This is a genomic window from Mesorhizobium sp. M1E.F.Ca.ET.045.02.1.1, assembly GCF_003952485.1.
In the GTDB taxonomy this organism is placed as follows: domain Bacteria; phylum Pseudomonadota; class Alphaproteobacteria; order Rhizobiales; family Rhizobiaceae; genus Mesorhizobium.
Window position 1 is genome coordinate 2,742,501 of sequence record NZ_CP034447.1, and the last position, 24,781, is coordinate 2,767,281.

At 59.6% G+C, this 24,781-nt stretch carries 12 protein-coding genes, 1 tRNA gene and 2 rRNA genes (1 of these 15 running past the window's edge); 10 read left to right on the forward strand and 5 right to left on the reverse strand.

Translation table 11 applies throughout. From position 1 onward, the window contains the following. The 9 genes from EJ070_RS13320 to EJ070_RS13360 all read left to right on the forward strand — a co-directional run. Positions 1-2,385: ribosomal RNA gene (locus EJ070_RS13320) — 23S ribosomal RNA — on the forward strand (it extends 441 nt beyond the left edge of the window). Positions 2,386-2,617: 232 nt separating this feature from the next. After that, a 5S ribosomal RNA gene (gene rrf / locus EJ070_RS13325) occupies positions 2,618-2,732 on the forward strand. 218 nt (positions 2,733-2,950) lie between these two features. Beyond that, positions 2,951-3,027 (forward strand) — tRNA-Met (locus EJ070_RS13330). A gap of 366 nt (positions 3,028-3,393) precedes the next feature. Beyond that, positions 3,394-4,749, forward strand: a complete 1,356-nt coding sequence (locus EJ070_RS13335; RefSeq protein WP_126091772.1) for a hypothetical protein — start codon at positions 3,394-3,396, stop codon at positions 4,747-4,749. Between the two features lie 116 nt (positions 4,750-4,865). Further along, positions 4,866-5,696, forward strand: a complete 831-nt coding sequence (locus EJ070_RS13340; protein WP_126091773.1) for a DUF3883 domain-containing protein — start codon at positions 4,866-4,868, stop codon at positions 5,694-5,696. A 316-nt stretch (positions 5,697-6,012) separates the two neighbouring features. Next, on the forward strand, positions 6,013-9,333 hold the full coding sequence (locus EJ070_RS13345; protein WP_126091774.1) for a hypothetical protein: 3,321 nt from the start codon (positions 6,013-6,015) through the stop codon (positions 9,331-9,333). Then, positions 9,330-11,063: an ATP-binding domain-containing protein gene (locus EJ070_RS13350; RefSeq protein WP_126091775.1), complete on the forward strand. Its 1,734-nt coding sequence runs from the start codon at positions 9,330-9,332 to the stop codon at positions 11,061-11,063. The genes EJ070_RS13345 and EJ070_RS13350 overlap by 4 nt, the downstream gene beginning before the upstream one ends. Then, positions 11,060-14,440: a helicase-related protein gene (locus EJ070_RS13355; RefSeq protein ID WP_126091776.1), complete on the forward strand. Its 3,381-nt coding sequence runs from the start codon at positions 11,060-11,062 to the stop codon at positions 14,438-14,440. Before EJ070_RS13350 ends, EJ070_RS13355 begins: the two co-directional genes overlap by 4 nt. Continuing rightward, on the forward strand, positions 14,437-16,335 hold the full coding sequence (locus tag EJ070_RS13360) for a DUF1998 domain-containing protein (RefSeq protein WP_189350519.1): 1,899 nt from the start codon (positions 14,437-14,439) through the stop codon (positions 16,333-16,335). Before EJ070_RS13355 ends, EJ070_RS13360 begins: the two co-directional genes overlap by 4 nt. A 1-nt stretch (position 16,336) precedes the next feature. On the opposite strand, the gene EJ070_RS13365 is transcribed toward EJ070_RS13360, so the two are convergent. After that, the gene (locus EJ070_RS13365) at positions 16,337-19,990 is read right to left on the reverse strand and encodes a hypothetical protein (protein ID WP_126091778.1); all 3,654 of its coding nucleotides are present in this window, start codon (positions 19,988-19,990) and stop codon (positions 16,337-16,339) included. 401 nt (positions 19,991-20,391) lie between these two features. On the opposite strand from EJ070_RS13365, the gene EJ070_RS13375 reads away from it, so the two are divergent. Then, positions 20,392-21,630, forward strand: coding sequence for a DNA cytosine methyltransferase (locus EJ070_RS13375; RefSeq protein ID WP_126091780.1), 1,239 nt, complete (start codon positions 20,392-20,394; stop codon positions 21,628-21,630). Here EJ070_RS13375 and EJ070_RS13380 read toward each other — a convergent pair. From EJ070_RS13380 to EJ070_RS13400, 4 genes are all read right to left on the reverse strand, one after another. Next, a complete protein-coding gene (locus EJ070_RS13380) occupies positions 21,594-22,019 on the reverse strand; it encodes a very short patch repair endonuclease (protein ID WP_126091781.1) in 426 nt (141 codons plus the stop codon). The genes EJ070_RS13375 and EJ070_RS13380 overlap by 37 nt on opposite strands. A 436-nt stretch (positions 22,020-22,455) precedes the next feature. After that, positions 22,456-23,451 carry a hypothetical protein gene (locus EJ070_RS13390; protein ID WP_126091783.1) on the reverse strand — a complete coding sequence of 332 codons (996 nt, stop codon included), beginning with the start codon at positions 23,449-23,451 and terminating at the stop codon, positions 22,456-22,458. Next, positions 23,420-23,773 carry a hypothetical protein gene (locus EJ070_RS13395; protein ID WP_126091784.1) on the reverse strand — a complete coding sequence of 118 codons (354 nt, stop codon included), beginning with the start codon at positions 23,771-23,773 and terminating at the stop codon, positions 23,420-23,422. Before EJ070_RS13395 ends, EJ070_RS13390 begins: the two co-directional genes overlap by 32 nt. Positions 23,774-23,775: 2 nt before the next feature. Continuing rightward, positions 23,776-24,549, reverse strand: coding sequence for a hypothetical protein (locus EJ070_RS13400; RefSeq protein WP_126091785.1), 774 nt, complete (start codon positions 24,547-24,549; stop codon positions 23,776-23,778). Positions 24,550-24,781 lie beyond the last annotated feature (232 nt).

The window sequence follows — 24,781 nt, forward strand, 5'->3', positions numbered from 1 at the left end:
TAAGGCGGGACACGTGAAATCCTGTCTGAAATTGGGAGGACCACCTTCCAAGCCTAAGTACTCGTGCATGACCGATAGCGAACTAGTACCGTGAGGGAAAGGTGAAAAGCACCCCGACAAGGGGAGTGAAAGAGTACCTGAAACCGATTGCCTACAAACAGTGGGAGCCCGCAAGGGTGACCACGTACCTTTTGTATAATGGGTCAGCGACTTAGTGTGACGAGCAAGCTTAAACCGGTAGGTGTAGGCGCAGCGAAAGCGAGTCTGAACAGGGCGTTCAGTTCGTCGCATTAGACCCGAAACCGAGTGATCTAGCCATGAGCAGGCTGAAGGTAAGGTAACACTTACTGGAGGGCCGAACCCATAACTGTTGCAATAGTTCGGGATGACTTGTGGCTAGGGGTGAAAGGCCAATCAAACTCGGAAATAGCTGGTTCTCCGCGAAATCTATTTAGGTAGAGCGTCGACCGAATACCCCAGGGGGTAGAGCACTGGATGGGCTAGGGGTCCTCACCGGATTACCAAACCTAACCAAACTCCGAATACCTGGGAGTACTAGTCGGCAGACACACGGCGGGTGCTAACGTCCGTCGTGAAAAGGGAAACAACCCTGACCTACAGCTAAGGTCCCCAAGTTATGGCTAAGTGGGAAAGGATGTGAGGATCCCAAAACAACCAGGATGTTGGCTTAGAAGCAGCCATCATTTAAAGAAAGCGTAACAGCTCACTGGTCTAAATAAGGGTCTTTGCGCCGAAAATGTAACGGGGCTAAAGCCATACACCGAAGCTTAGGGTTCGTGAGCAATCACGAGCGGTAGCGGAGCGTTCTGTAAGCTGATGAAGCCGTACCCGTGAGGGGCGGTGGAGGTATCAGAAGTGCGAATGCTGACATGAGTAACGTAAGGGGAGTGAGAGACTCCCCCGCCGAAAGACCAAGGGTTCCTGCTTAAAGTTAATCTGAGCAGGGTTAGCCGGCCCCTAAGACGAGGCGGAAACGCGTAGTCGATGGGAACCACGTTAATATTCGTGGGCCTGGAGGTAGTGACGGATCACACAAGTTGTCCAATCTTATCGGATTGAAAGGGCAGCGGAGTGGTTCCAGGAAATAGCTCCTCCTTATAGACCGTACCCGAAACCGACACTGGTGGTCAGGTAGAGTATACCAAGGCGCTTGAGAGAACTATGCTGAAGGAACTCGGCAAATTGCACGCGTAACTTCGGAAGAAGCGTGACCCTTTTCTGCGCAAGCAGAGGAGGGTGGCACAGACCAGGGGGTAGCGACTGTTTATCAAAAACACAGGGCTCTGCGAAGCCGCAAGGCGACGTATAGGGTCTGACGCCTGCCCGGTGCTGGAAGGTTAAGAGGAGGGGTGCAAGCTCTGAATCGAAGCCCCAGTAAACGGCGGCCGTAACTATAACGGTCCTAAGGTAGCGAAATTCCTTGTCGGGTAAGTTCCGACCTGCACGAATGGCGTAACGACTTCCCCGCTGTCTCCAGCATAGACTCAGTGAAATTGAATTCCCCGTGAAGATGCGGGGTTCCTGCGGTTAGACGGAAAGACCCCGTGCACCTTTACTATAGCTTTACATTGGCATTCGTAGTGGCATGTGTAGGATAGGTGGTAGGCTTTGAAGCTTGGGCGCCAGCTCAGGTGGAGCCACCCTTGAAATACCACCCTTATTACTATGGATGTCTAACCGCGGCCCGTTATCCGGGTCCGGGACAATGTATGGTGGGTAGTTTGACTGGGGCGGTCGCCTCCTAAAGAGTAACGGAGGCGCGCGATGGTGGGCTCAGAACGGTCGGAAATCGTTCGCTGAGTGCAATGGCATAAGCCTGCCTGACTGCGAGACTGACAAGTCGAGCAGAGACGAAAGTCGGTCATAGTGATCCGGTGGTCCCGCGTGGAAGGGCCATCGCTCAACGGATAAAAGGTACGCCGGGGATAACAGGCTGATGACCCCCAAGAGTCCATATCGACGGGGTTGTTTGGCACCTCGATGTCGACTCATCGCATCCTGGGGCTGGAGCAGGTCCCAAGGGTATGGCTGTTCGCCATTTAAAGCGGTACGTGAGTTGGGTTCAGAACGTCGTGAGACAGTTCGGTCCCTATCTGCCGTGGGTGTAGGAATATTGAAAGGATCTGTCCCTAGTACGAGAGGACCGGGATGGACGGATCTCTGGTGGACCTGTTGTGGCGCCAGCCGCATTGCAGGGTAGCTATATCCGGACGGGATAACCGCTGAAGGCATCTAAGCGGGAAACCCACCTTGAAACGAGTATTCCCTGAGAACCGTGGAAGACGACCACGTTGATAGGCCGGGTGTGGAAGAGCGGCAACGCTTGAAGCTTACCGGTACTAATAGTTCGATCGGCTTGATCGTTCTCATTCCTAATGCCCATCTTGTTCTCACTCACGCTTGTTCCGCCCTTCGGGCGGCGCTACGTGGGTGCGGCGCATCGGCGCCGACGGTCGGTCGACCTTGCGAAGCTTCGCTTCGAAAGGCGCCAGGCTAAAAGAACATCCAAGGCACAAAGGCGACGATCCTTGGATCGCGCTGCGACGATCCTTGGATCGCGCTTGAACAGCTTCTCGAACAACGTGCGTTTTGCCGACCTGGTGGTTATGGCGGAGCGGCTGCACCCGATCCCATTCCGAACTCGGCCGTGAAACGCTCCAGCGCTGATGGTACTTCGTCTCAAGACGCGGGAGAGTAGGTCGCTGCCAGGTCTGCCAAGCGCACGTTCATCTCACATCCGGATCAAAAGATCTGGATGGAGACTAATCTTCTCCTTACGATTGTATGATGCATGTCGTTGTCCCAAAACCGCTAGGCACTTTTGGGCGACATGCATAAGGCCCGCCAAACGGGATCCTGGGCCGCGCGAGCGGCCCTTTCGTTTGGTGGCTCTTGAATCCGGTAAGCGCAAGCTTACCTCTATGGTTGACGCGGGGTGGAGCAGCCCGGTAGCTCGTCAGGCTCATAACCTGAAGGTCACAGGTTCAAATCCTGTCCCCGCAACCAATTTTATCATAAATCAATAACCGCCTCGGTCTGACCGGGGCGGTTTTTGCCTTAGAAAGGCACGCAATCGCCGTCGTTGATGATCAGCCGGACCCTTAACAGCAAAGTCCATCAACACCAATGGTCTTCCCTCGCTTGGTTTCGCGAGATTTGCCAGCAAGCTCTTCGTCGGCACGTGATCTTCGGTCGTTTGGAGACCGATAGCCGCTGGCCGCAATGAATGCACCGAGACTTCTGTAGCTAAGTCGGCGAACTCTTCGTTTCTCTCCACCGTTCTCCTGCTCGCTCAATAGCACGGTCGCTCCATCGCTTTTTGAAAGCGATACCAATGAGTGACATATGGAACGACCGGTAGGAGGCACATACATGACACGACGAGAATTCTCCCGCGAGGAACTCTTCGCGCTGGTATGGGAAAAGCCGACCAGCGAGATCGCAAAGGGACTCGGCATCTCCGATGTGGCACTCAGCAAGCTTTGCAGACGCCTGCAGGTCCCCAAGCCACCTCGAGGCTATTGGGCCAAGGTCCAGGCAGGAGGTAGTCCCCGGCGCCCACCGTTGAGCGCCTTCCGCGAAGAGATCGATAGGCGCCGGCGTGAAACCGCGCGCATCCAAGCAGCCGGAACGCTCTCTGATCTTCAACGGAAATTCTACAACGCCGCGTTAGCTGACCTGAAGGCGCAAGGCGTCGACGCTGCTGCGGTAACCGGAAACAGGCTCCCGAACCTCGCTCCGGACCTCGCGGCGCAACTTCTGCTGCTGATCCAGAACCGCGCTCACGAGTGGATCAAGCAGGGAAAGATCGACGCCCGCTGGAGCCACTCGCTGCAGGGGAGCGCTGCCAGTCTCGTCGGAAAGCTGCTTCCATTCGCCCGGCCCCAGCTTCTCATGTTTGAGAGTGAGCAAAGAAACCGGTGGTCGAGCGGGAACGGTCCCGCTGTTCTTGTCCGCCTCACCGTTCCCTTACAGGAGCGGATTGCCTCCCTCGTGCGCATGGTCCGAGAACACCAGCTCCACCATGTGGTGATGCCGCTGACTTCAGCTGACCATTCCTGGTCTACCCGCTACATCCACACTCCGGATTCGCGCATGTTTCTGGATAGCACCCTCTGCATCTCCGCCTCAGAAATTTGGGTGGAAAGCACGCGACGCGCCTGGAGAGAGGAAGATCCGCCTGAGCGCATCGGTACCGCAAGATTGGCGCTGCGCGAAATCATGCCAATCGACTACATGCCCACTCGTGAAGTACCCCTGGCTCCTTCCATCACGAGAGCGACCGTTGCGCCCTACCGGGGTCGGCTCCAAGCACTGATGGACGCGGAGCAGGTCTGCGAAATGATGTCTGGAGCGGCGCGCGCGATGGAGCGAAACGTGCCCAACGATACCCTCGCGCTAGCCGACAGAATCTGGTTCGGCGCCGACCGTCCGTTTCGGTCGGCCCGCGATGCCTGGACGCGGATTGAAGAAGAGCTGGATCAATGGGAAGTGGAGCTCGATTTCGAACGCTCCGCGGTGGCAAAATCAATCCTCGGGATCGATATCGGTGATATCGTAACCGGGCAGGTTCAAGGCCGCATTGTCCGCATTTCTGTAACGAGCACGGCGGTCTACTCCAGCGAGAAAGGCATCATCTTTGTGGTCGACGGAACTCGCTTCCGGAAGGACGGCACGCTCGGCAAGCAGCAGGACGCGATCAGGCTGTACTTTGCAAATGACGTGTAGACGGCCTTGCATATCCAGCAAGGAAACTCGCCTGCTGTCGTGCACAGGTCGTTCTGCGGCAGCTGCTGCTGAGATTGAGCTTTGCCACTTCCTCGTTAGTTGGGACTACGTTTTCAATGCCTGTTGACTGGTCGGAGGAACAGAATGACGCGATCGTGGCGGATTATTTCGCCATGCTGGGTCAAGACCTCACGGGGCAGGCCTACAACAAGGCCCGGCACAATCGCCTACTTCAGGCGGCGATCGGCCGTCCGCGCGGCTCGATAGAGTACAAGCACCAGAATATTAGCGCGGTCCTCAAGGGACTCGGAGAAACTTGGATCCTCGGCTACAAGCCGGCCTTTAATTTCCAGGCGTCGCTCGTCGATGCCGTGGTGAGATGGCTCGATCGTCACCCGGAGTGGCTTGTGCCTTCTGCGCTTCGCCCGCAGTCAGCCTTGCAAGAGGAGCCGATGCTGTGGATCGGGCCGCCGCCGACGCACAGCAATGCCCCGCCACCCGACGAGACCGAGCAGATGGCCGCTATGGCCCGCAAGTACGACGTCGCCCAGCGTGACGCCCAGAACCGGGCGCTCGGCCGCGCGGGAGAGGAGCGTATTCTCGCCCATGAGCGCGCTAGGCTGCTTGCTGCGGGACGGACCGAGCTTGCCAATCGGATTCGCTGGGTGTCGCACGTCGATGGCGATGGGGGAGGCTATGATGTTCGGAGCTTCGACCTAGATGGCAGCGATCGTCTGATTGAGGTGAAGACGACAAATGGCTGGGAGCGCACACCGTTCCACATTACGCGAAACGAACTGGCGGCCTCCGACCGTCATCGCAACGACTGGCTGCTGATGAGGCTGTGGAACTTCACTCGCGAACCCCGGGTATTCGAACTGCGGCCACCGCTTGAGGCTCATGTGAGTTTGATGGCGAGCGTCTATCGAGCGAGCTTTCTGCCATGACGGAAGCCGCCACGTGATTGTTGGGAGCAATCGAAAAGCAGACCTGACCGCCGATACCGCTCGATCATCGTCCGCTTAAGTCGCGGGCGACATAGGCAATTAGCCCGGACGCATATCATATTCATACTTTGCGCGTGAGGACCATCCATTTCGGATTGAAATCGCACGTCTGTGAAAAAACTGCGCTTAACTTTCTATTTTTTCAAATCCGTTCATAGTGTCTTTTGAGGAGCGGGCGAGAAATAACGAAGGAGCACCGCGCTTTGGGGGGCGCATTGAAGACAAACGCCTATGAATTCCTGGGGCATCGGCGCACGTGAGCTGGTGGTATCCCAAGACGTCGCGAGCGGATGAGCTGACCCGGCGCCTGCAGCGCCTGGAGGAAGCCTTCTCGGATGGTCTGGACGCTGCGTTCGATCGGCTTGCCCATCTCTCCGAGCGATTGGCGCAAGCGCTCGGACGTTCGGATTTTCCGAGCAGTCAGATCGGCCGTTGGATTTGGGTCGCCTCGCAATATCGTCTCCACGCGGAAACCGAGCCGAGAGTGGCCGCGCTTGCCGCTAGTGCGCTCGTTTTCCTCGAAGAGGCACTCGATCGCCGCTCGCTGGATGACGACCATCGTCGGGAGCTCAATTGGATACTGGAGACTGTCGTCGGACGCCTCGCCGCTCAGGTCGGCCCTGCGCATCTAAAGGGTTGCTTGAGCAGCGAGGAGTTGCGACACATCGACGAGCGCATCTCGTCCTACGACGACTCCGAAATTTTCGACTTCGACTCAGTCGTGCTTGCCGTTCGACGCCAACTCGCAATCCTCGAGAAGTTCGGCGGATTGGGCGATTGGGCCAGCCTATCGACCAAGACGGACGCGCTGCTAACCGCCGCAAGGCGCCCCGGGACCGAAAATGCTCCCGCGCGCGCTGCTTTGCGCTATCTCGCCGAGCGTCACGACGTGGTCACCGACGACGCAGGTGTTCTCGGCCTTATCGACGACATCTATGTTCTTGAATGGGCTTATGCCGCCGTCGAGCATCAAACGATGTGTTTGCCGATTCTCGAGGCCATGTCGGGACGATGGCCGTTCGTGGCGACGCTGGGCCTTGGCGCCCGCGGCGCGCAGCTCGATCGGTTCGGACGCTACGTTGTCTGCGCCGCGCTCAAGACTCTGGCGACTCCCGGCGGAGGTGCGCTGGTGCTGCGCGAGACCGGACCGTATCCAGTCATCGCGGCGGTAGCCGCTGCGGTCGAGGCTGTGAGGGCTCAGGCTCATGCCTTCGAAGAGGAAATGGAGCTTTGGCGGCCCGGGTGCCCGGTGACGATCGGCGATGGCACGGTCACCTTCCACGCTCGCTGGGGCGGTCCGATCAAAGGCACGGCGCGGCCGCGCTACCGGCTCCATGTCGCGGACGCTGGTAGTATCTCGGTCGGCGAGGAGGTGCTACCCTACCTCGCTCGCGCGCCGCGCGAGTGGAAGCGACTCACGAACGGCACACACATTCTCACTTGGCTCAAGGACCGCAATGTCGACGGACTGATCGGTCTGACGGGGGAAGGGCGCAGACGACCCTCGCGCTATGAGGCGGTCCTTCTGCTGACGCCGCGAACTAAGCTGGACAGCTACCTTCCCGCGCTCAGGCTCCAGGGCGTCACGCCAGCGGCGCTGCTCGGAGCCTACTGGATCGACAATCAGGGCCATTCGCACGCTCTACCCGGCAGCGCCACCGACCGTCCGCTTCTCTATGCATGCGGTGACATCGGAGCCGCCACCGACCTCTTGTTCGATCCACCCGAGTGCATCGATGGCTGGCGGGTTCTGGTCGACGGCGCCGCTCTTGGACGGACGCTTCATGCCGCTCTCGCCGCGTCCGGCCGTCTCAAGAACAGTCGGCTTTGTGTGCTCGCCCACCTTCATGAGCGTGAACGCGTGAGCGCGCTCGTCGATCAAGGGCTTGAGGACCTTTGGTATCTCGAGGACCAGGATGTCGAGGTGCCGCCGGTGACTCATCCCGGCAAGTCGACGGAAAGCGACCCGCTCGCCCGCTTCTTCGCTCGCCGCTCAGCGCACTGGCCTGCAGCGTATTCGATTCGCGTGAGCGAAAATTCGTTTCTGGACGCCGTAGCCGATTGCTTGGGTCGCGGCAACGCTCGCCAGAGCGGCGATTTGGCCTTGGACGCGCTCGACTTGACCGTTGCTGCCTTCCTGCGTCGCGCGACGGCGCAGCCGCTTCCGGATGAGAACGACCGTCGCGCGCTCGAAGCCTTGGCTGCTGCAATAGTCAGCCAAGCTTCGATGCTTGCCGTATACGAGCCCCATGCGGCCGAGGTTCGCGCGCTGTTCTCGGGCTTTGCCTCTGACGCATCGGGCGGCGACCGACGCAATGCGTTGCTCGATCTGGCCGCCTCGTTCGGTGCCGATGAAGCTGTCGCCGTAGTTTGCCGATCGAGCGTGACGGCCGATCGCTGCCGGGCGGCGGCCGAAGCGACCGATGCCCTTCGTCGATTCGAATGGATGACCATCGAAGCGCTCCGCGCCTCCGCGCCATACGACCGTGTGGTCGTTCCCGGCTGGCTCGGCCGCCAAGTCATGCGTGAGCTCTCCAACGTCGGCTTCGGTGCTCGGACCGACATGCTGCTCCTACCATACGAGCGGAGATGGTACGATAGGACGATTTCCGCTGGCCGCCGCTGGGAACAGCGGCTCGAGCGCTCCACTGCTCAGCTCCTAAAGCGGATCGTAGACGATGGACTGGGGGCCGCCGAGCACCGCTGGCACGAGCAAGCCTCTCTTCGCGTCGAGCTCCAGGCGGCCAACGACGTCGAGCCGATCGACGATACGCCCGACACCGCTCAAGCTGAGACGCGGGCGATCGAAGGCATCCGCAGGGTGCTTCCGTCCGCGGCCTGCCGCAACGAGACGGCTAAGGCTCAGCTGGTCCTGTTCACGGATCCCGGCGCGTTTGCGCTTCTGCCGCCGGCGGGCCATGTTATCGTCCTGCCTGAAGGCCATGACACACCCACCGCGGATGGCGACGAAACTCGGCTACTCACGTCTGTCGCGGCGCTCGTGCCTGGCATGTTGACTGCGCTCCCACTCGAGACTGACCGTGATCTGGTCGATGCGTGGGCCGACCGCATGCTAGCCGACGGCGGCGCGCTCCGGGCTCGGGCCGATCTCTGGAAGGTTGCGCTCAAGCGGCATTTTGCGGCGACCCGTGAAAGCTATGCACGCTTCGCTGGCCGAATGGGCAAAGCCGGTGAGCGCCGTGATGCGCTGACGATCCGATCATGGGCGAACGACACTCGCAGCATCGCGCCGCGTAGCTACCGTCGTGTCTTGCCGTTGATCGCCGATCTGACGAACGACACAGAGTTGCGCGCGGGCCTTGGCGACGCGGTGACTGCGATCGACGGAGTCTACCGTGCCCGTGCCGAAGCGTCCGACGCGATTGTACGTGAGATCTTCTCCGGCACGTTTGATCTGTCGCAACCAACCATTGCATTCGAGGTCGAAGGCAGGCGTGTCGTCTACGCGCTGGCGCGTGTCGAGCGGTTAGGAGGCATCCAGGAGGTTCCCAGCGAGCTGGTCGGCCGACGATTGCATCTTGCCGATCTAGCGACGCATGACGGAGCAGTGGCATGACGCGAATGCTCCCGCCAGTTTGCCCTTCCGAGATCTCGCGGGGCGAGGCGCGCATGTTTGGGCTGATCCGGGATTGCCCGGGGAGCGACGACCTCGTGTGCCTCCACTCACTTGGGATCGCCCGGCATCTACGCAAGGACTATGCCGAAGCCGATTTCGTGCTGATTGGTCCTGAAGGTATCTTCTGCCTGGAAGTGAAAGGCGGCGACGTTGAGCGCAAGGATGGCATGTGGCGGGTTGGGCACGGCGCAAAATCCTACACCTCGAGCGAAGGTCCGTTCAAACAGGCTCAGTCGGCCCGCTGGGGCCTGATCGGCTATCTGGATAGGCGTCTCGGGCGCTCCGTACGCAAGGACAGCCTCGTCGGGTGGGGCGTGGTCTTACCCGATATCTGCTTCGATCGGTCAGACCCCGAATGGGACCAGGACGTCATCTACGACGTCCGCGACACGACGCAGCCATTCACTAATTACGTCTCTCGCCTGGCGCGCTATTTTCGTGCGCGTGCGGACGAGATGGGCCGCGTAGCGCCAGCCCGGCTAAGCGCCGCGCGGCGCGAAAGCTATCTACAGGTGCTGCGCGGCGACTTCGAGGTCGTGCAAAGCTTGTCGGGCCTGCTCGCCGAGAGCGAGCGCGAGCTTGTGGCCTTGAGCGCGGACCAACACCGCGTACTCGATTATGCCCTAAACGAGAGCAATCCGCGCCTCTTGTGCGACGGCCCCGCAGGCAGCGGCAAGACGTTGATCGCGCTCGAGGCCGCGCGCCGTTTGGCCGCAGCGGGACGTTCGGTGCTCTTGCTTTGTTACAACGATAATCTTGCTCATTTCCTCAAGATCGACATGGCTCGGACGGCACCGGGCGTGCGTATGGCGACGCTTCACGGCTTCTTCGGAGAGACGATCCGCGCCGCCGGGCTCGGCGATCGGCTGCGCGGCGGCGACATCGGCGCGTCGGTTGAGACGTTCGACAAGCTCTATCCCCAGCTCTTCGAGAATGCCTGCTCGATCTTGCTCGACGACGGCGCGCTTCCTCAATTCGATGTGATTGTTGTCGACGAAGCGCAGGACATCCTCACATTTCCTTTCCTCGATTGCCTAAATCTCGTTCTCACGAACGGTTTCCGCGGTGGCCGCTGGCTGATCTTTCACGATTCCGGGCCGCAATCGAGGCTGTACGGTCGCGTCGATCCCGTTCTTCTCGACACGCTGCGCGGGTTCGGCGCCTTTGCGGTCGAGCTCCGCGAGAACTTCCGCAATCCCAAGGAGGTCGCCATCGAAGCTAGCCGCATCGCCGGAATTGTCGAGCCCGTCTGCAGGCGTACGTTGCGCTCGCCTGTCGATTATCGCCTCGTCGCCGATCCCAAGGATCAAGCGAAGCGCCTACGTGCATTGCTCGTCGACTTGCTCAAGGAAGGCGTTTCGCCGGGAAGTGTCTCGATTCTCTCCTGGGTCAAGACAACTGCATCGAGCCTTGCGCTGCATCCGCCTGATGTCGGCAAGCCGTTCCGACGCATCGAGCAGCACCGCACGGCGGATCCAGAGGCCTTCACTTACGGCACGATCGCCGGTTTCAAGGGATTGGAGAATGATATCGTGATCCTAACCGATCTTCCCGACCGTCTCGACGATGAGCTAGTGCGCTCCGCTCTCTACGTCGGCATTACCCGTGCGCGTACCAAGCTCTACGCTCTCGTCGGAGAGGACTGGCTCCAAGCGAGGGCCGTGCAATGAACGCGCCAGTCGACCCGTTCGCAAGCTCGCGTGTGTTCCGCGACAACCTCGTGGCGTCGACGATCCGCCAGCTGTTCGGGCCCCGTCCCGATGATCCGGCCGAGGAGCAAGACGAGCTGCTAACAATTTCCCCGCTGCAGCTCTACGCGACGGGCGTGCTCTTCCCGCAAAAGATGAGCCAACAAGTTCTCGAGGACAGCAGTGACGCCCCGACCGAGGACGAAGCGGAAACTCTGGAAGCGTTGCCTAAGGATATCCCCGTCGTCGAAACGCGCGCCGCGCGCCAGGACGGTGACGGATCGGACGACAGGGAGCCGCTGAATCTTGCCAACGAGTTCAGCCCTTCGGCAGCAGGTATTTCCTTTGCCATCGGTCAAGCGGTTTCGCTCGTCGTCCGGGCAACATGGGCGACCTATTCGCCCGACTCGGTCGAGGAAGTACATCCGTTCGCCGGTCAAACCAAACTGGATGGACGCCTCCATCCTGCGACAAGGCGGGTTCAAGCTTGGCGCCGCGTGCCCGGTGCGCGCGAGATCGTGTTGCCGAGAGCGACGACGCTTGGCCCGCAGCCGCCGATTCGGCTCGACGCTGACGGCATGCTGGCGCTGCGCACCACCGTTCGTCGCCGCGCCGATGGTCGACTAGTTTACTCATGCATGCTCGTCAACGAGCGCCGGGCCCAAGGAACTGCTGCGCCGTCCTGCGGGGACGTCTACTTTCAGGTCGGCTTAAAGATCCTGCATCGGGACGGTGAAGCGGTGTTCCTGCCGATCGACCGCAGCGTCGGCGAAGCGGTCGACGATCCTGAGCTCGCCACGATGGATCTGCTATTTCGCCACCGTCGCGCATTTGCGCTCGGTCATGGCACCGCTGGCGATTGGAATCGCGACGAGGCGTTGTCGGAAGACGGTGCGGTCGATTGGGTCGCTGCGGTCGCGGTTCCCGATTACGAGCTCAAGCCTATACTTCCGCGCACAACGCCGTTCGATAGGGCGCGCGCGCTCAAGCTGTCGATGGGCTTCCTGTATCACCCAGGCGGAGACGATCCACGCGCGGCGATCCTCGAAGCGCTGCGAGACCTTACTCGTGACTACGAAAGCTGGATCGTCGAACAGGAAACCAAGATCCACGATCTGAACGGCCAACTGCTTAACGCTGCAAGAAAAAACCTCGCTAATTGCCGCGTTTGCCACATCCGCATGCTCCGAGGCATCGCCCTTATCGAGCAAGAGGCCGATGCGCTCACGGCGTTTCGCCTGATGAACAAGGCGATGTTCGTCCAGCAGCATCACTCGCGACTGCCGCGTCGCGGTCGCGAAGATCCGCTTCCAGACCGCGCAGGCGACGGCCGCGATAAGAGCTGGCGTCCCTTCCAACTCGGCTTCATCTTGATGAATCTCGCCTCGGCGTTCGATCCGGCAGACGATGAACGCAAGATCGTCGACCTGATCTGGTTTCCAACCGGCGGCGGCAAGACGGAAGCCTATCTCGGCTTGAGCGCGTTCACAATCATCCTCAACAGGCTACGTGGCGAAGCCGCAGGCTGTACGGTTCTGATGCGCTACACGCTGCGCCTTTTGACTGCTCAGCAGTTCCAACGCGCCTCGGCGCTCACGCTCGCCATCGAGACGCTGCGACGCGACCGCGATCTTGATTCCGACTTGGGCAACGAGCCGATCTCGATCGGGCTTTGGGTCGGCCGCAGCCTCTCGCCCAATACGCGTGACGATGCCCGCAACCGCCTTCGCCAGCTTCAGCAGGACCGGTTTGCAGTCAATCCGTTCCAGGTGTTGCAATGCCCCTGGTGCGGCGCCGACTTCACGGATCGAGCAAAGCTCGGCTACGAAGAGGCGCGCCCCCGAGACGGCGGTGCTCGCACCGTGGCGTTCGTCTGCCCCGACGAGCATTGCGACTTTTCGAGAGCGAAAGGCGGCCTGCCGATTCTCGTCGTCGACGAGGATATCTATGCAGCGCCGCCGACCATCCTAATCGGCACTGTCGACAAATTCGCCCAGGTCGCCTGGGACAACAGGACTGGCCGCTTATTCGGAATCGGAACCGACGCGCCACCGCCCGCGCTCGTGATCCAAGACGAGCTTCATCTCATCTCCGGGCCTCTCGGCACAGTCGTGGGCCTCTACGAAACCGCGATAGATCGGCTTTGCTCGCGCGACGGTTATGTTCACAAGGTGGTGGCCTCGACGGCAACGATTCGTCGCGCAGCTGAGCAATGTCGAGACCTGTATGCTCGCGACTGCTTTGAATTCCCGCCGCAGGCGATCCGCTCGGGCGATTCTTATTTCGCCTTTGAGGACACCGATGCGCCGGGCCGTCGCTACGTCGGGTTCATGGGGAACGCGGTCAAATCTCACCAGACGGCGTTGGTCCGCGCCTGTTCGCCGCTCCTCCAGAACGTCTGCTACCCACTCACCGAAGAGCAAGAGCGCGAGCGGTCGATCGTAGACCCATACGGAACGCTGGTCTGGTACTTCAATTCGCTACGCGAACTGGGACACGCCGCGACCTTGTGCGTCGGCGACATCCCGGAATTTCTCAAAGGCTATTGCCACCGCCAGGGTATTCGCCCTGAAGCCCGTCGCTATATTCGCGAGATCGTCGAGCTGACAAGCCGCCGCGGCGCCGAGGAGATCCCATCGATTCTGCAGCAACTCGAGATTAGGTGGCGACTTAGGCCGGCCGGGCCGCCGCCGGTCGACGTCCTACTTGCCACCAACATGATCGCCGTCGGAGTCGACGTGGCAAGGCTTGGCGTCATAGTTATGAGTGGGCAGCCGAAGGGCACGTCCGAATACATACAGGCGAGTAGCCGTGTGGGGCGTCAGGTGCCCGGCCTCGTGCTCACCGTGTACACCCAAACCAAGAGTCGCGACCGATCGCACTACGAGCGTTTCGTCGCTTATCATCAAAGCCTCTATCGCAATGTCGAGCCCACCAGCGTGACTCCATTCTCGCCGCAAGCGCGCGAGCGTGGCCTGATGGGCGTATTCGTCGCTTTGTCTCGCCTCATCGCCGAGGTTGAAAGTCCTGATGCCGTCGCCTCGTTCGTCAACGACGTGGAAGACCAGATCGAGGCGATCCTGGCGCGCGTCGAGCGAATCGACCGCGACGAAGCCGATGACACGCGTGTCGAGCTCGAGGCGGCGCTTGCCGAATGGCGTGCTTATAAGCCCCCGGAATGGGGACGGATGGGCGGTACGCCGACCGATCTCACCCTAATGTATCCGTTCGGCTCTGTGCCCGACGATACGTTCCAGCGTCACGCTTGGCCCGTGCCCACGTCGATGCGAAACGTCGACGGCACCTCAAGCGGCCGTGTGATCACCATCTATCCGACACCCGCCGAGGAAGAAGCATGAAGGAACGCGCGGAATTTCGCACTTCACAAGGGGTTGTACCGTTCGGCGTCGGAGCGATCATCGACTTTCTCGACGAATCGCTGATGTCCGCTGGACTGGATGCGTGGCCATATGAGCTCGCTGACCCCTCGGTGAAACCGGAGATTCTCAAATCGAGCCAAGTGGTCGACGGCCGATTGGCGCGCCGGTTGAGCGCCGAGCTCGGTCGTCCTATCGATTTTTTCCTGAGCCCAACCGAGGCTCCTGACATCGCCCCGCGCGGCACGCCGCACCTCGACCGCGCCGACATGCCATTCGTCCGTTTCCCCAATTGGCATTTCTGCCCGCGTTGCCGGCATCTCAAGCATGTGCCGTGGAACACGCCGTGGCGTTCCGAAGGCCTGCGTTGCCATAACCCCGGCAGGCGCGCCGAAGGCGAAGCGAAGCCATGCTCGGAGCTGCCGGCCAAGCGCCGTCCGCGCCTGTCGCCCGTTCGCTTCGTCACTGCCTGCGAGGCGGGCCACATGATGGACTTTCCGTGGCACGAATGGGCGCACTCCGGCGACATACCCGCTTGCGCGCCCGAGACGGCGCAGCTGTACCTCTATTCGACCACAGCGGCCGGCCTCGCTGGCGTCGTCGTCAAATGCACGAGCTGCGGCTCGTCACGCTCAATGGCAGGCGCGTTTCAGCGAGACGCGCTGCGGGGCATGGCGACGCCCTCATGCTGCGGCGAACGCCCCTGGCTTGGTCCCGACGGCACTGTCGACTGCCCGTCATTGGTTCCGCAGACGATCCAGCGTGGTGCTTCAAACTCATACTTCGCCAAGCTGACGAGTTCGATCCTGATCCCTCCCTATTCCGCCAAGGTCCAGCAGGTCCTAGACCGCCCCGACATTTGGGACGAGATCACGTCGTTCACGGTGGAGGGGAAGCCTCACCTGCCGTTCCTCAAGACAAAGGCTCGGAACCTAGGACTTGACGAGGACGCGTTTATCGCCGCAGTCCTCCAGCGGCTGAGCGGCGACGGAACGGCCGCGGCCGACACCTACACCGACGAGACCCGCTACCGCTTTGACGAGTACAAGGCCTACACGGGCGCTCGCCCCCCGGAGCTCGAGCGGCACGACTTCGACACGAAGGCATGCGACGTCCGCGGCTACGAGCCTTGGTTCGCGCAAGCCTTCGAGGCCGTCGTGCTAGTTCGACGGCTGCGCGAAACACGTGTGCTGACCGGTTTCACGCGGCTGGTACCGCCTGACGCCGCAGGCGGCGCGCTTGCTGCGCTCTCGCTCGCTCCCAAACGTTGGCTGCCCGGCTTTTCGGTGCGGGGAGAAGGCATCTTCCTCCAGTTCTCGCGCGAGCGCCTCGCCGCGTGGCGGGCTTTGCCGGAGATCGAGGCGCGCGTCGGCGGGCTTCAGACGCAGCTGACGCGGCTCGCCGTGGAGCGCGGGCGACCCGTTCGTGTGATCACGCCCGCGTACCTCCTTATTCACAGCTTCGCCCATCTTCTTATCCGCCAACTGGCCTTCGAGTGCGGCTATGATTCCTCAAGTCTTCGTGAGCGCCTCTACGTGTCCGACGATTCTGCCCATCCGATGGCGGGCCTGCTCGTCTATACCGCGAGCGGCGATTCCGAAGGAACGCTCGGCGGCTTGGTGCGCCAGGGGGAGGCGGGCCGTCTCGACGCGACCGTCAGAGCGGCGCTTGCCAACGCTGCGATTTGCTCGTCCGATCCCTTATGCATCGAGAGCGAAGGCCAAGGCACCAACGCGCTCAACCGCGCCGCTTGCCACGCCTGCGCGCTGCTCCCCGAAACGAGCTGCGAAGAGGGCAATCTGCTGCTTGATCGGGTCGTCGCAATCGGCACCCCGGAGAACTCCGGACTCGGCTATTTCGGAAGCGTGATGATCTAGCTCATCCGTTTTGGCGGCTCACCCGAAAGTAACGCGACGTGCCCACGCCTTTGGTAAAACGCGGTTGATCGAAGGCCTGCGGCTTCACATACCAAACTTGGCTGATCGGCCGCACGGCTGAGGCGATGGCCGCCGCAGTCGCCTGCATCTTATTTCCAGTCAGCCCGATTTCATAATCGAGCCCTCCGCGCACGAACCAACCCTCATGTTGGCGAAGCAGGATCCCAACCAATTCAGAGAGGTTACCCGCATCCGCTGACGCAACAACCCCGCCCGGCGTATCTTCAAGCGCGACCCGAGCGGCGATACCTCCAACGCGCGCCCGCGAGGTTTCCGCCACGTCGGTTATGACCTGGACCGCATCATACTCGCGTGCACCGGTGATATGGAGAAGCCGCTCGTGCCTGGGCGAGGCGAAGGCGGACAGGGCCCGCAGCCGTGTTCTGTCCGACTCGGCGGCAAGCAGCGGTATCGATTGATATGGCCCAGTCTCGCCAGTCAGCACATCGCGCAACGCAGTCAATAGAAGATGATGATCGGATGCGCTATATGCGTCCAAGACGGTCTTCAGGTCGGTTTCAAGGGGATAATATTGGGCTGCGCTGGTGTAGGCGATGAGAAGTTCCTCGTTAGTGCGCATCCCCGCCCGGACAAAGGAGAACAGAGCGGGCTTGACCAGTCCGGTGACGTCGACCACCGCTCGGCCGCCGAGTTGAGGAGACTTTCCATCCGAAAGCGAGCCATAGGAGATTTCTTCAAGCGGAATACCCCGCTCTCGGACGGCACGGCACATCGCGTCAGCATGCCCGTCGTTCTCATATCGCAATGCAAGGACGCGGCGGGCTTTGATTAGCGACAACAACCGCAGAGTCGACTCAAAGGTGCGCTCTTCAAAGCCCAATCCCACTACGAGATCGTCGACCACGATATCGCTAAGAGCATCGGCTTTCAGCTCTTCGATTGAAGGCGCTGGTGGAAACACCAAAGGCAGCCCTTCGTCGAGGCGGACTTGTAGGTCCGGCTTTAGTTGCGCGAGAAGGTCCATCTGAATGCCCGCGGCACGCGGAGCAGGTTCGAATCGGCGCGGCTCATCCTCCGAATCCGCTTCCGGAAGGTCTTCGCTGTACTCCTCGTATTGGCCCGTCGACAAATTACGCAGCAAGACCTCGCGACCTGCCTCTGGTTCCGCAAGCCAGCGCTCAAGATCTTCTCCTGAAAGCTCGAAGCGATCGCGGTCAGACAGTCCGATGTAGTTGGCTAAACCGTATAACTTACGAAAACTAAGCTTGAATTGGTGTACCGGATCCGAATCATGCGTTTTCGTCCGTGCGGTTCCGCCAGTGAATACGAACACCCCCGCATCAACCAGTTCACGAAGCCTGTTCATCTGTGTCTGCAGTTCACCGGAAGTCACACGGACGTAGAGCGACGTATATTGCCGAATCCGTCCTGTCGGCTTGCCTTTGCCGGACTCCATAAGAAGCTGGTGTGATGCTTCGGCAAACTGCAACGCTACCGTCTTGAGGTCGCTGCCCCGCCGATCGAGGCTGTAGAGATGTCGGGCGCAAAAATCCTGGAATACTTCATGCTGTCGTTCGGGCGAGACGGGCAAGCCCGATCGGTTACCCGTCAGGATTTCCTGATAGATCTGAATGACGGCCCCGATATCACCTACACACACACCTGCAAGAGCACGCAGGCCGTGATACAGCCGCTTGCGTTCCCGCGACCGCATCTGCGTCTCAGCGATCACGCGAGCAATTGACTCGAGATCGACGTCGCCCAGGACATCCACGGAACTTTGGCTGGGGTGACCGGGAAAAAGGCGAGCTCGCGCGTCGAGAATCTTTGTAACGAACGTTTTCCCACTGCGATCTTTGAGGCGTGTCTGAACCTCCGCTCCTAAGTCGAACGTATTAAAGTCACGGCCGGCCGCTGCTGGATGGACTTGGCCGGGAGACTTCAAACTGAGGAAGATGGTCTGCGCCTCCGAGGTCAGCTTGAACGCGCAATGCGCGTGTTGGAACAGCAGGGCGGAAAGTAGATCCTCGACCCGATCGGGATCGAGGTAGCGCGTCGAAACATCGTCTAGAAGAAACAGAATCTGTGCATCGTTCCAGATCGGCGCCGCTCGTCGCAGGGCTTCTGCAAGCTGCGGGAAGGCAGTGTTGGGATTTGTTGCGAGACGCAGGCCGGAATCGCTGCGGCTGACTCGAACGAGCAGGTCGCTCATCGCCCGTTCCAGTTGTTCTACCGTCGTCACAGACTCGATTGCCGGAGGGGGCATCAGCGAATCAGTAACCGCCCGAATCAATCCGACACCAGCGTCGAAGGAGAGTACTCCGCCGTTAAGATCTTGGAGGTGCGCCATTGCCCGTGCTCCTTGCGCCGCATAAGCGACGAGAAGCCTGGCGAATAGTTCCTCGGTCGAAGGCCGGTCAGCGCGCGGATCAACAGGGATAAGGCGCTGCGCTGATACGAACAGTCCGACATATCCATCGTCCGTCACCCGGCGCAGCGCGTCCTTGTCCGTTTCCTTTGGCAATACAGCCGCACGGGCGTGAAACTGCAGCGAATGGAGAAGCATTGTTTTTCCGCAACCCCGCATTCCCGTCATGACGAGTGGTCCGGGCGCACTGACCTTTTTGAGCCATGCACCCTCCGGATCGACTATGAGCTGCGGCACGTACCATGCATCGAGGGTCTGCGCGTTGTAGGACTCTGCAAATGTGCGCAGCACGGTCTGATTGCGCCAAGGGCGCCACGGCTCGGCAGTGCGATGATATTGCTCGCGGATACCCGCGATAGTGTCGTCGGCGGACGGCGTACGTTGGTGCTCCGTTGCTGCGGCGAGCCCCTGTGCGATGCCGTGGAGCTTTAGTCCGATGCGCTTATCCAGATCAGGGGCTGCGTCCCCATCCGACAACAGTCGGTCGGCCATCGCGTGGATATGGCGACCGATCCAGTGCAGATCACCAAGATGAATGCCACCCGAGCGGCGATCTCCTGCAACTGAGCCGAGATCGATTGCGACGGCGCGGATCGCCGGTTCGATCGCGTCTGCCCGTTTGTGTCCCGTCGGCAGATCCCGAACGATGATGTTGGCCGCGTGCAAGTCATTGTGATGGACCTTTAGGCGCTCGAACTCTTCTTTCATCCTGAAGAGGTCACATGCGATCTGTGCTGCCCGCGCCGCCGAAAGTGAGCGTGCGCCGGACAGATACCTCGCCAACGTGTCGCCCTCGACGAATTGAAGTACGGCGACATGACAGCTCAGCGTGATGTCTCTGAAGGCGATGTGGCAGTCGAACATCTGCTCGACTGCGACGACGTGATCCGCGCCGTCAGCAACTTCGGCGTGAAGTTCAGTCTCTTTTGCGAAATCCTTCCCGAACTTTCGATAAAGCTCGACAGGGCTTACTTTCAGAACCCTAAGAGCGCGATTGAGACCCGTCCGCGGTTTCGCGACGAAGGTCGCCGCATAGAAGCCGCGACCCAGCGAACGCAGAACGTCGAAATCGCCGATTTCAGTGGGCGTCCATGCTAACGGGAAACCGTATTCTCGGCCGCAATGGGGACACAACTCGTCGAGCCGTTTCTCCCGCTGATCATAGTCGGGGCAGGTGAAACAACAGAATTTTCCGATCTCCGACACCGATCTCCCTCTCGTGTACTGCTAGAGTCAAACGATGTAACGCTCTTCGTCCGCCAACGCTATCGTGTCGGCTACGGGATCGTCCAGCATTGGCCATGCCCCCTTCGCGACAACGGATAGCGAAACACAACGGATAGCGGAAGGTTGACCCGTGACTACGATTGAGTATAGTCAATAGGGGTAAAGGGGGGCGGTCAGCCTATGAGTAGTGACGGCGATCTATATATTGCCGAGGCTGCAGCGGCTGCCGGAATCTCGAAGCCGACGTTGCTTCGATGGATCAAAGACGGGAAGGTTCATGACGCTCGCCAGCGCGACCGAAACGGTTGGCGCATCTTTTCGCCGGACGAGGTAGAGCAGATCAAGGCGCGCGCAGCGTCCACCAGACCGGCAACAAAAGCATGACGGCTCCATCGTCCAGCGAAGCGCCGCGCCAGCATCCAGCCTTCCTTGCCGTGGATTTCTTCTGCGGCGCCGGCGGCACCACTCGTGGTCTAATCGACGCGGGCGGCTATGTCATCGCTGGGGTCGATAAGGATAGTCGCTGCAAGCAGACCTACGTCAAGAATAATCCGAACACCACGATCGATTTCGCAGCGCCACGGTTCATCCGGCGCGATATTTTTCCTGCGACGAAAGCCTATCCGGACGGAGAACAGACGGAGTTGTTCGAGGAGTTGGAGGAGTTGATCGACAAGTATCGTCGTGAAGCTCCGGATACTCCGCTGATGTTCGCGATCTGCGCGCCTTGCCAACCGTTCACGAAGCTCTCTCGGAAGGAACTAAGCGATGCTCGAAAGTTGGGTCGGGAGCGTGATAGCAATCTCTTGAGAGAAGCTGCAAAATTCGTTGCGCGCTTTCGCCCAGAGATGATCCTGTCTGAGAACGTCCAAGGAATCGGTGAGCCGAAGTATGGAGGCGTCTGGGAGGATTTCCGTCGTCAGCTTCGGAAACTTGGCTATGCTACCGGCAGCAACGTCATTTGTACGTCCAACTTCGGCGTGCCCCAATACCGTAAACGATCGATCCTGATCGCAGTACCCAGGGAGATGGCGCGGGCCGAATTGCTAGTTTCGGATGAAGTCGATGCCGATCTCGTCGTACCGAAGGAGGATTCTCAGGCGGCCGTCCAAACGGTGAGATCGGCGATTGGACATTTACCGGCGCTCGCGGCTGGGGTTCAGCATTCAGCGATCCCCAACCACAAAACCCGGACATTGAGCGACCTCAATCTGAAACGGCTGGCGGCTGCGAAACCCGGTCAGTCAAATGCCTATCTCGAAGTTACGCCTGACGGGGACCTTTCGCTTGCGTGCCACCGGAAAGTGAATGCAAAGCTCAATGTCCGGTGTTTCACCGATGTATACACACGTATGGATCCCGACAGACCATCGCCGACGATTACGACCAAATGCCACAGCATCTCGAATGGTCGCTTCGGACATTTTGACACGAGACAGTTACGGGGCATTTCTTTACGCGAAGCCGCGATCTTACAGTCGTTTCCGCAAGACTACGTTTTTTACCCGACTGACATGATCGAGCCGATCGCCCGAATGATCGGTAACGCGGTGCCACCACGGCTTGCGGAATATTTTTCACGTTATCTCTCTGGCTCGATCGCTCCAGCCGATACATGAAGCTGCGACAGAACGAGTTGCACACCTTCCTCCAGGGCGCATTCCCACACGATCACGACCCGCCATCCGAGAGCCTCCAGCTTCGTTCGAACCACCTGATCGCGTTCCATATTGCGTTTAAGCTTCGGTGTCCAAAACTCAACGTTTGACCGAGGTCGACGCCCGCGGGGGCAATTATGTCCATGCCAGAAGCAACCGTGAACGAGCACGACCATTCGGTGTTTGGGTAGAACGAGATCGGGTGATCCGGGCAAATCCCGACGGTGAAGGCGAAAGCGAAGACCAGCTGCGTGCAAAGCGTGACGCACGAATAATTCGGGCGCCGTATTTTTTTGGCCAACACGCGCCATTATGCGCGAGCGCTGTTCCCCTCTTAGACGATCCACCATCGCGCGAATATAGCAATGAGTGACTACTCCGCTATCACTGAAAAGAACCGAAATCGAACTGGGTCGACGCTGACAGCGTATCGTTCCGCACGCGCACGCCCCGGATGCCTGTGCGAATAGGTGCCGCTCAAAATCTTCGACGGAACCCTATGACAGCGGCGACGATCTTCGATGACGGCATCGGCGTGTCCGCCGAGGACTTCATCGAGAAGCGGTTAGTGATAGGGACCCTCGCATCCTCCGACGTATTTGATCTGAAGGATTTTCGAGAACTCGAACATAACGTCCAAGGCGCGTTTGATGAAGCGAAAAAGCCGACGTGTTTCGCGGATAAGGTTGACCAAACGGGGTTCCATTGGCCGTCGCGCGTTTACCACCCGCTCAGTCACAGAGGATGTGCCGCTGCCCTCAATTTGCGGCCTGTGAGGTGCGAATTCTAACCCTCATCCCAAAGCGCGCATCTCAGATGTCCATGTCCTCTCGAGAAATAATGGCATTTGTTCCGATTGCGGCAGCCACTCTCGGGATTATCGAGAAAATTGGGATTTGCGATCAAGTCTCGGCACAACCCGATATGCATATTGGTAGGAAGCTTATCTGTCCTCGGTTGCCCCGCTTGGCCCGACAAAATGAAAGCTTTTCTGGGATTGCGCTCGGCGACGGCGCGACTGTCAGCAATACGATCTACCCGAACTTCGTACCGAGACGGATAGATTAATCGCTTGTCGATGTTGTAGAAGCCCGAAGAGAGATCGATGTAATCGAACGGCAACGCCGCGACGCGGTTATGAAAACGGTCGGCGCCTGTAGCATCGAAGTCGGCATCGCCGGTTCGTAGCGATATCCGGATCGAACTTTCGACTTGCGAAGATGCAAGTCTGGCGGCGAGGCCCGCCAGCCGGTCGAGCACTCTTTCGGCATCGCCGTTGATGCGGTCGTCGATAAGCAGACTCAGAAGATAACCATGCGCGGCATGGCATTGGATATGGCGAAACCCGTGTTCGATTGCCATCTGCGCTGCCCCGTCGAACGCGCTGAGGGTACGGTCGATTCCGGAGGCACTAATATCCCTAACGAGTACTCGAGCGGCGGCGATGACCTGGGCGGGATCGGCTCTAACGAACTTTCTCATCCCGACGTAGCCTTCCCATGCCGTTGCGAGCTGGATACCCGGCAGGCTACCTTTCTCAGCAATAGCATTCGCGACCGCCGCCCAAATGCCGTCGCTGGTCAGCGTCGGCGTTGTGGTATTGCTGCTATAACCGCCAGGCACCACAACATTGCCCACGATCGCGCAATGCAACCCGGAGGATGCACGGTGTCGATAGAAATCGACATAACGGTCGTCGGGCAACCCATTCGTAACATAGCCCGTGTTGACGCCCAGGAAAAATGTTCGCCTATCTATCGAGGCTGCGGTAGCGCTCGTCATTGCGTCCGATCTTCGCAAGAATCTCCTGCTCGAGGTCGCCGCCGAGGATCGTCACGAGCCGGAAGATGTAAATGGCCGCATCTGCAAGCTCTTCACGAAGGGCTGGAGCGGCGTTGCCGAGCGTCGGTCCAGCATAGCCGGCCGTTGTTCGGGCAAGCATAACTTTTTTGAGCAAGTTCGAAAATTCTCCCACCTCGCCGAACAGCCCAACGAGATCACGCATCAGTTGCTCCTCGCGCGTCGCATCGCTCTCGAAATCAACCTTAAAGCCGCGACGGCGGTCGCGTTCAATCTGCTCGCGGATGAGGGCCGACAGATCCATGCTCACGTCTTTCGAATATAAGTCACGAAAAGCGTACCAATCCCGATTATGGCGCTCGCCACTAGGTTGGTAGTGATAGCATCGATGTTGTTCATCCAATTATTCCGTATCGCAAAGAGCGCGCCAGCATTAAGGAATATCGCCAACCCAAGGCCGAAGGTGATCCAGAGCTGGGTTCGTTCCAGCCGCCGAATGATTGTTCGGGTAGCGGCAGGGAGCAGCGCCAACGCCTCGTCACGTTCTTTTCCGACGCGCTTATCGTTTTTGACGTCGGCGTAGGTTTTTAAAAGATGCGTCTTTATTGGCCAAATCCCGGTGCGAAAACCGTGCTGGCCGTCATAGGATTTTATAACCGTCCCCGAAAGTCGAGTGAAATCGGCCTTGGCGATCGTCTGTCCCTGCGGCAGCTCGATATATTTGTCGCTAACATTCTCAGTCACAATTCCGAGGTTGCCGCTGAAACCGGGATCCGCATAGGTGGCGACCGGGCTGAGCCCGATGCTGAACAGTGAACCTTTCGAGACAATGCGCATAAGTATGTCATTTGGGATGTCGACATCTTCGGCCGTGATCAGCACCACTCTATGGCCCGGCTTGATCAGAATCTTCTCGTCGGGCTCAAGCTCGAATCGTTTTGCATTCTCGCTGAGGTCATAATAGACGTTACCCATTCGGAGTTCGTAGCAGGCGCCAGCGAGCCCCTTAACCTCCGCATTGTGAATCAGCCGATCGGCGTCGATTTCAGCACGTATCTCGCCGTCGGTTAATGTCGGCATCCCATTCTCCTTTATCGGCACGGCATTGCTGACCAACGCACAGAATGCCGATGTAACAACCGCTTTTTATCCCCAAAAGCCGAGGAGCTGCAAACGGGCAGTTTCGGTTGCTCAACCACACGCTCGGGCGATAGCCGCTTCTGCCGCATTCGCGCATTTGCCACTGGGCAGCGCCTATTTGGGGAGTGATGGTCTTGGCCCTCTCTCCCCCGCCAATGCCGCCTGCGCGAGT

Bases quoted from the DNA above. Each gene is read 5' to 3' on its own strand.
- EJ070_RS13335 (WP_126091772.1), top strand. From the start codon at position 3,394: ATGACACGACGAGAATTCTCCCGCGAGGAACTCTTCGCGCTGGTATGG.
- EJ070_RS13340 (WP_126091773.1), top strand. From the start codon at position 4,866: ATGCCTGTTGACTGGTCGGAGGAACAGAATGACGCGATCGTGGCGGAT.
- EJ070_RS13350 (WP_126091775.1), top strand. From the start codon at position 9,330: ATGACGCGAATGCTCCCGCCAGTTTGCCCTTCCGAGATCTCGCGGGGC.
- EJ070_RS13355 (WP_126091776.1), top strand. From the start codon at position 11,060: ATGAACGCGCCAGTCGACCCGTTCGCAAGCTCGCGTGTGTTCCGCGAC.
- EJ070_RS13360 (WP_189350519.1), top strand. From the start codon at position 14,437: ATGAAGGAACGCGCGGAATTTCGCACTTCACAAGGGGTTGTACCGTTC.
- EJ070_RS13375 (WP_126091780.1), top strand. From the start codon at position 20,392: ATGACGGCTCCATCGTCCAGCGAAGCGCCGCGCCAGCATCCAGCCTTC.
- EJ070_RS13380 (WP_126091781.1), bottom strand. From the start codon at position 22,019: ATGGTGGATCGTCTAAGAGGGGAACAGCGCTCGCGCATAATGGCGCGT.
- EJ070_RS13390 (WP_126091783.1), bottom strand. From the start codon at position 23,451: ATGACGAGCGCTACCGCAGCCTCGATAGATAGGCGAACATTTTTCCTG.
- EJ070_RS13395 (WP_126091784.1), bottom strand. From the start codon at position 23,773: ATGGATCTGTCGGCCCTCATCCGCGAGCAGATTGAACGCGACCGCCGT.
- EJ070_RS13400 (WP_126091785.1), bottom strand. From the start codon at position 24,549: ATGCCGACATTAACCGACGGCGAGATACGTGCTGAAATCGACGCCGAT.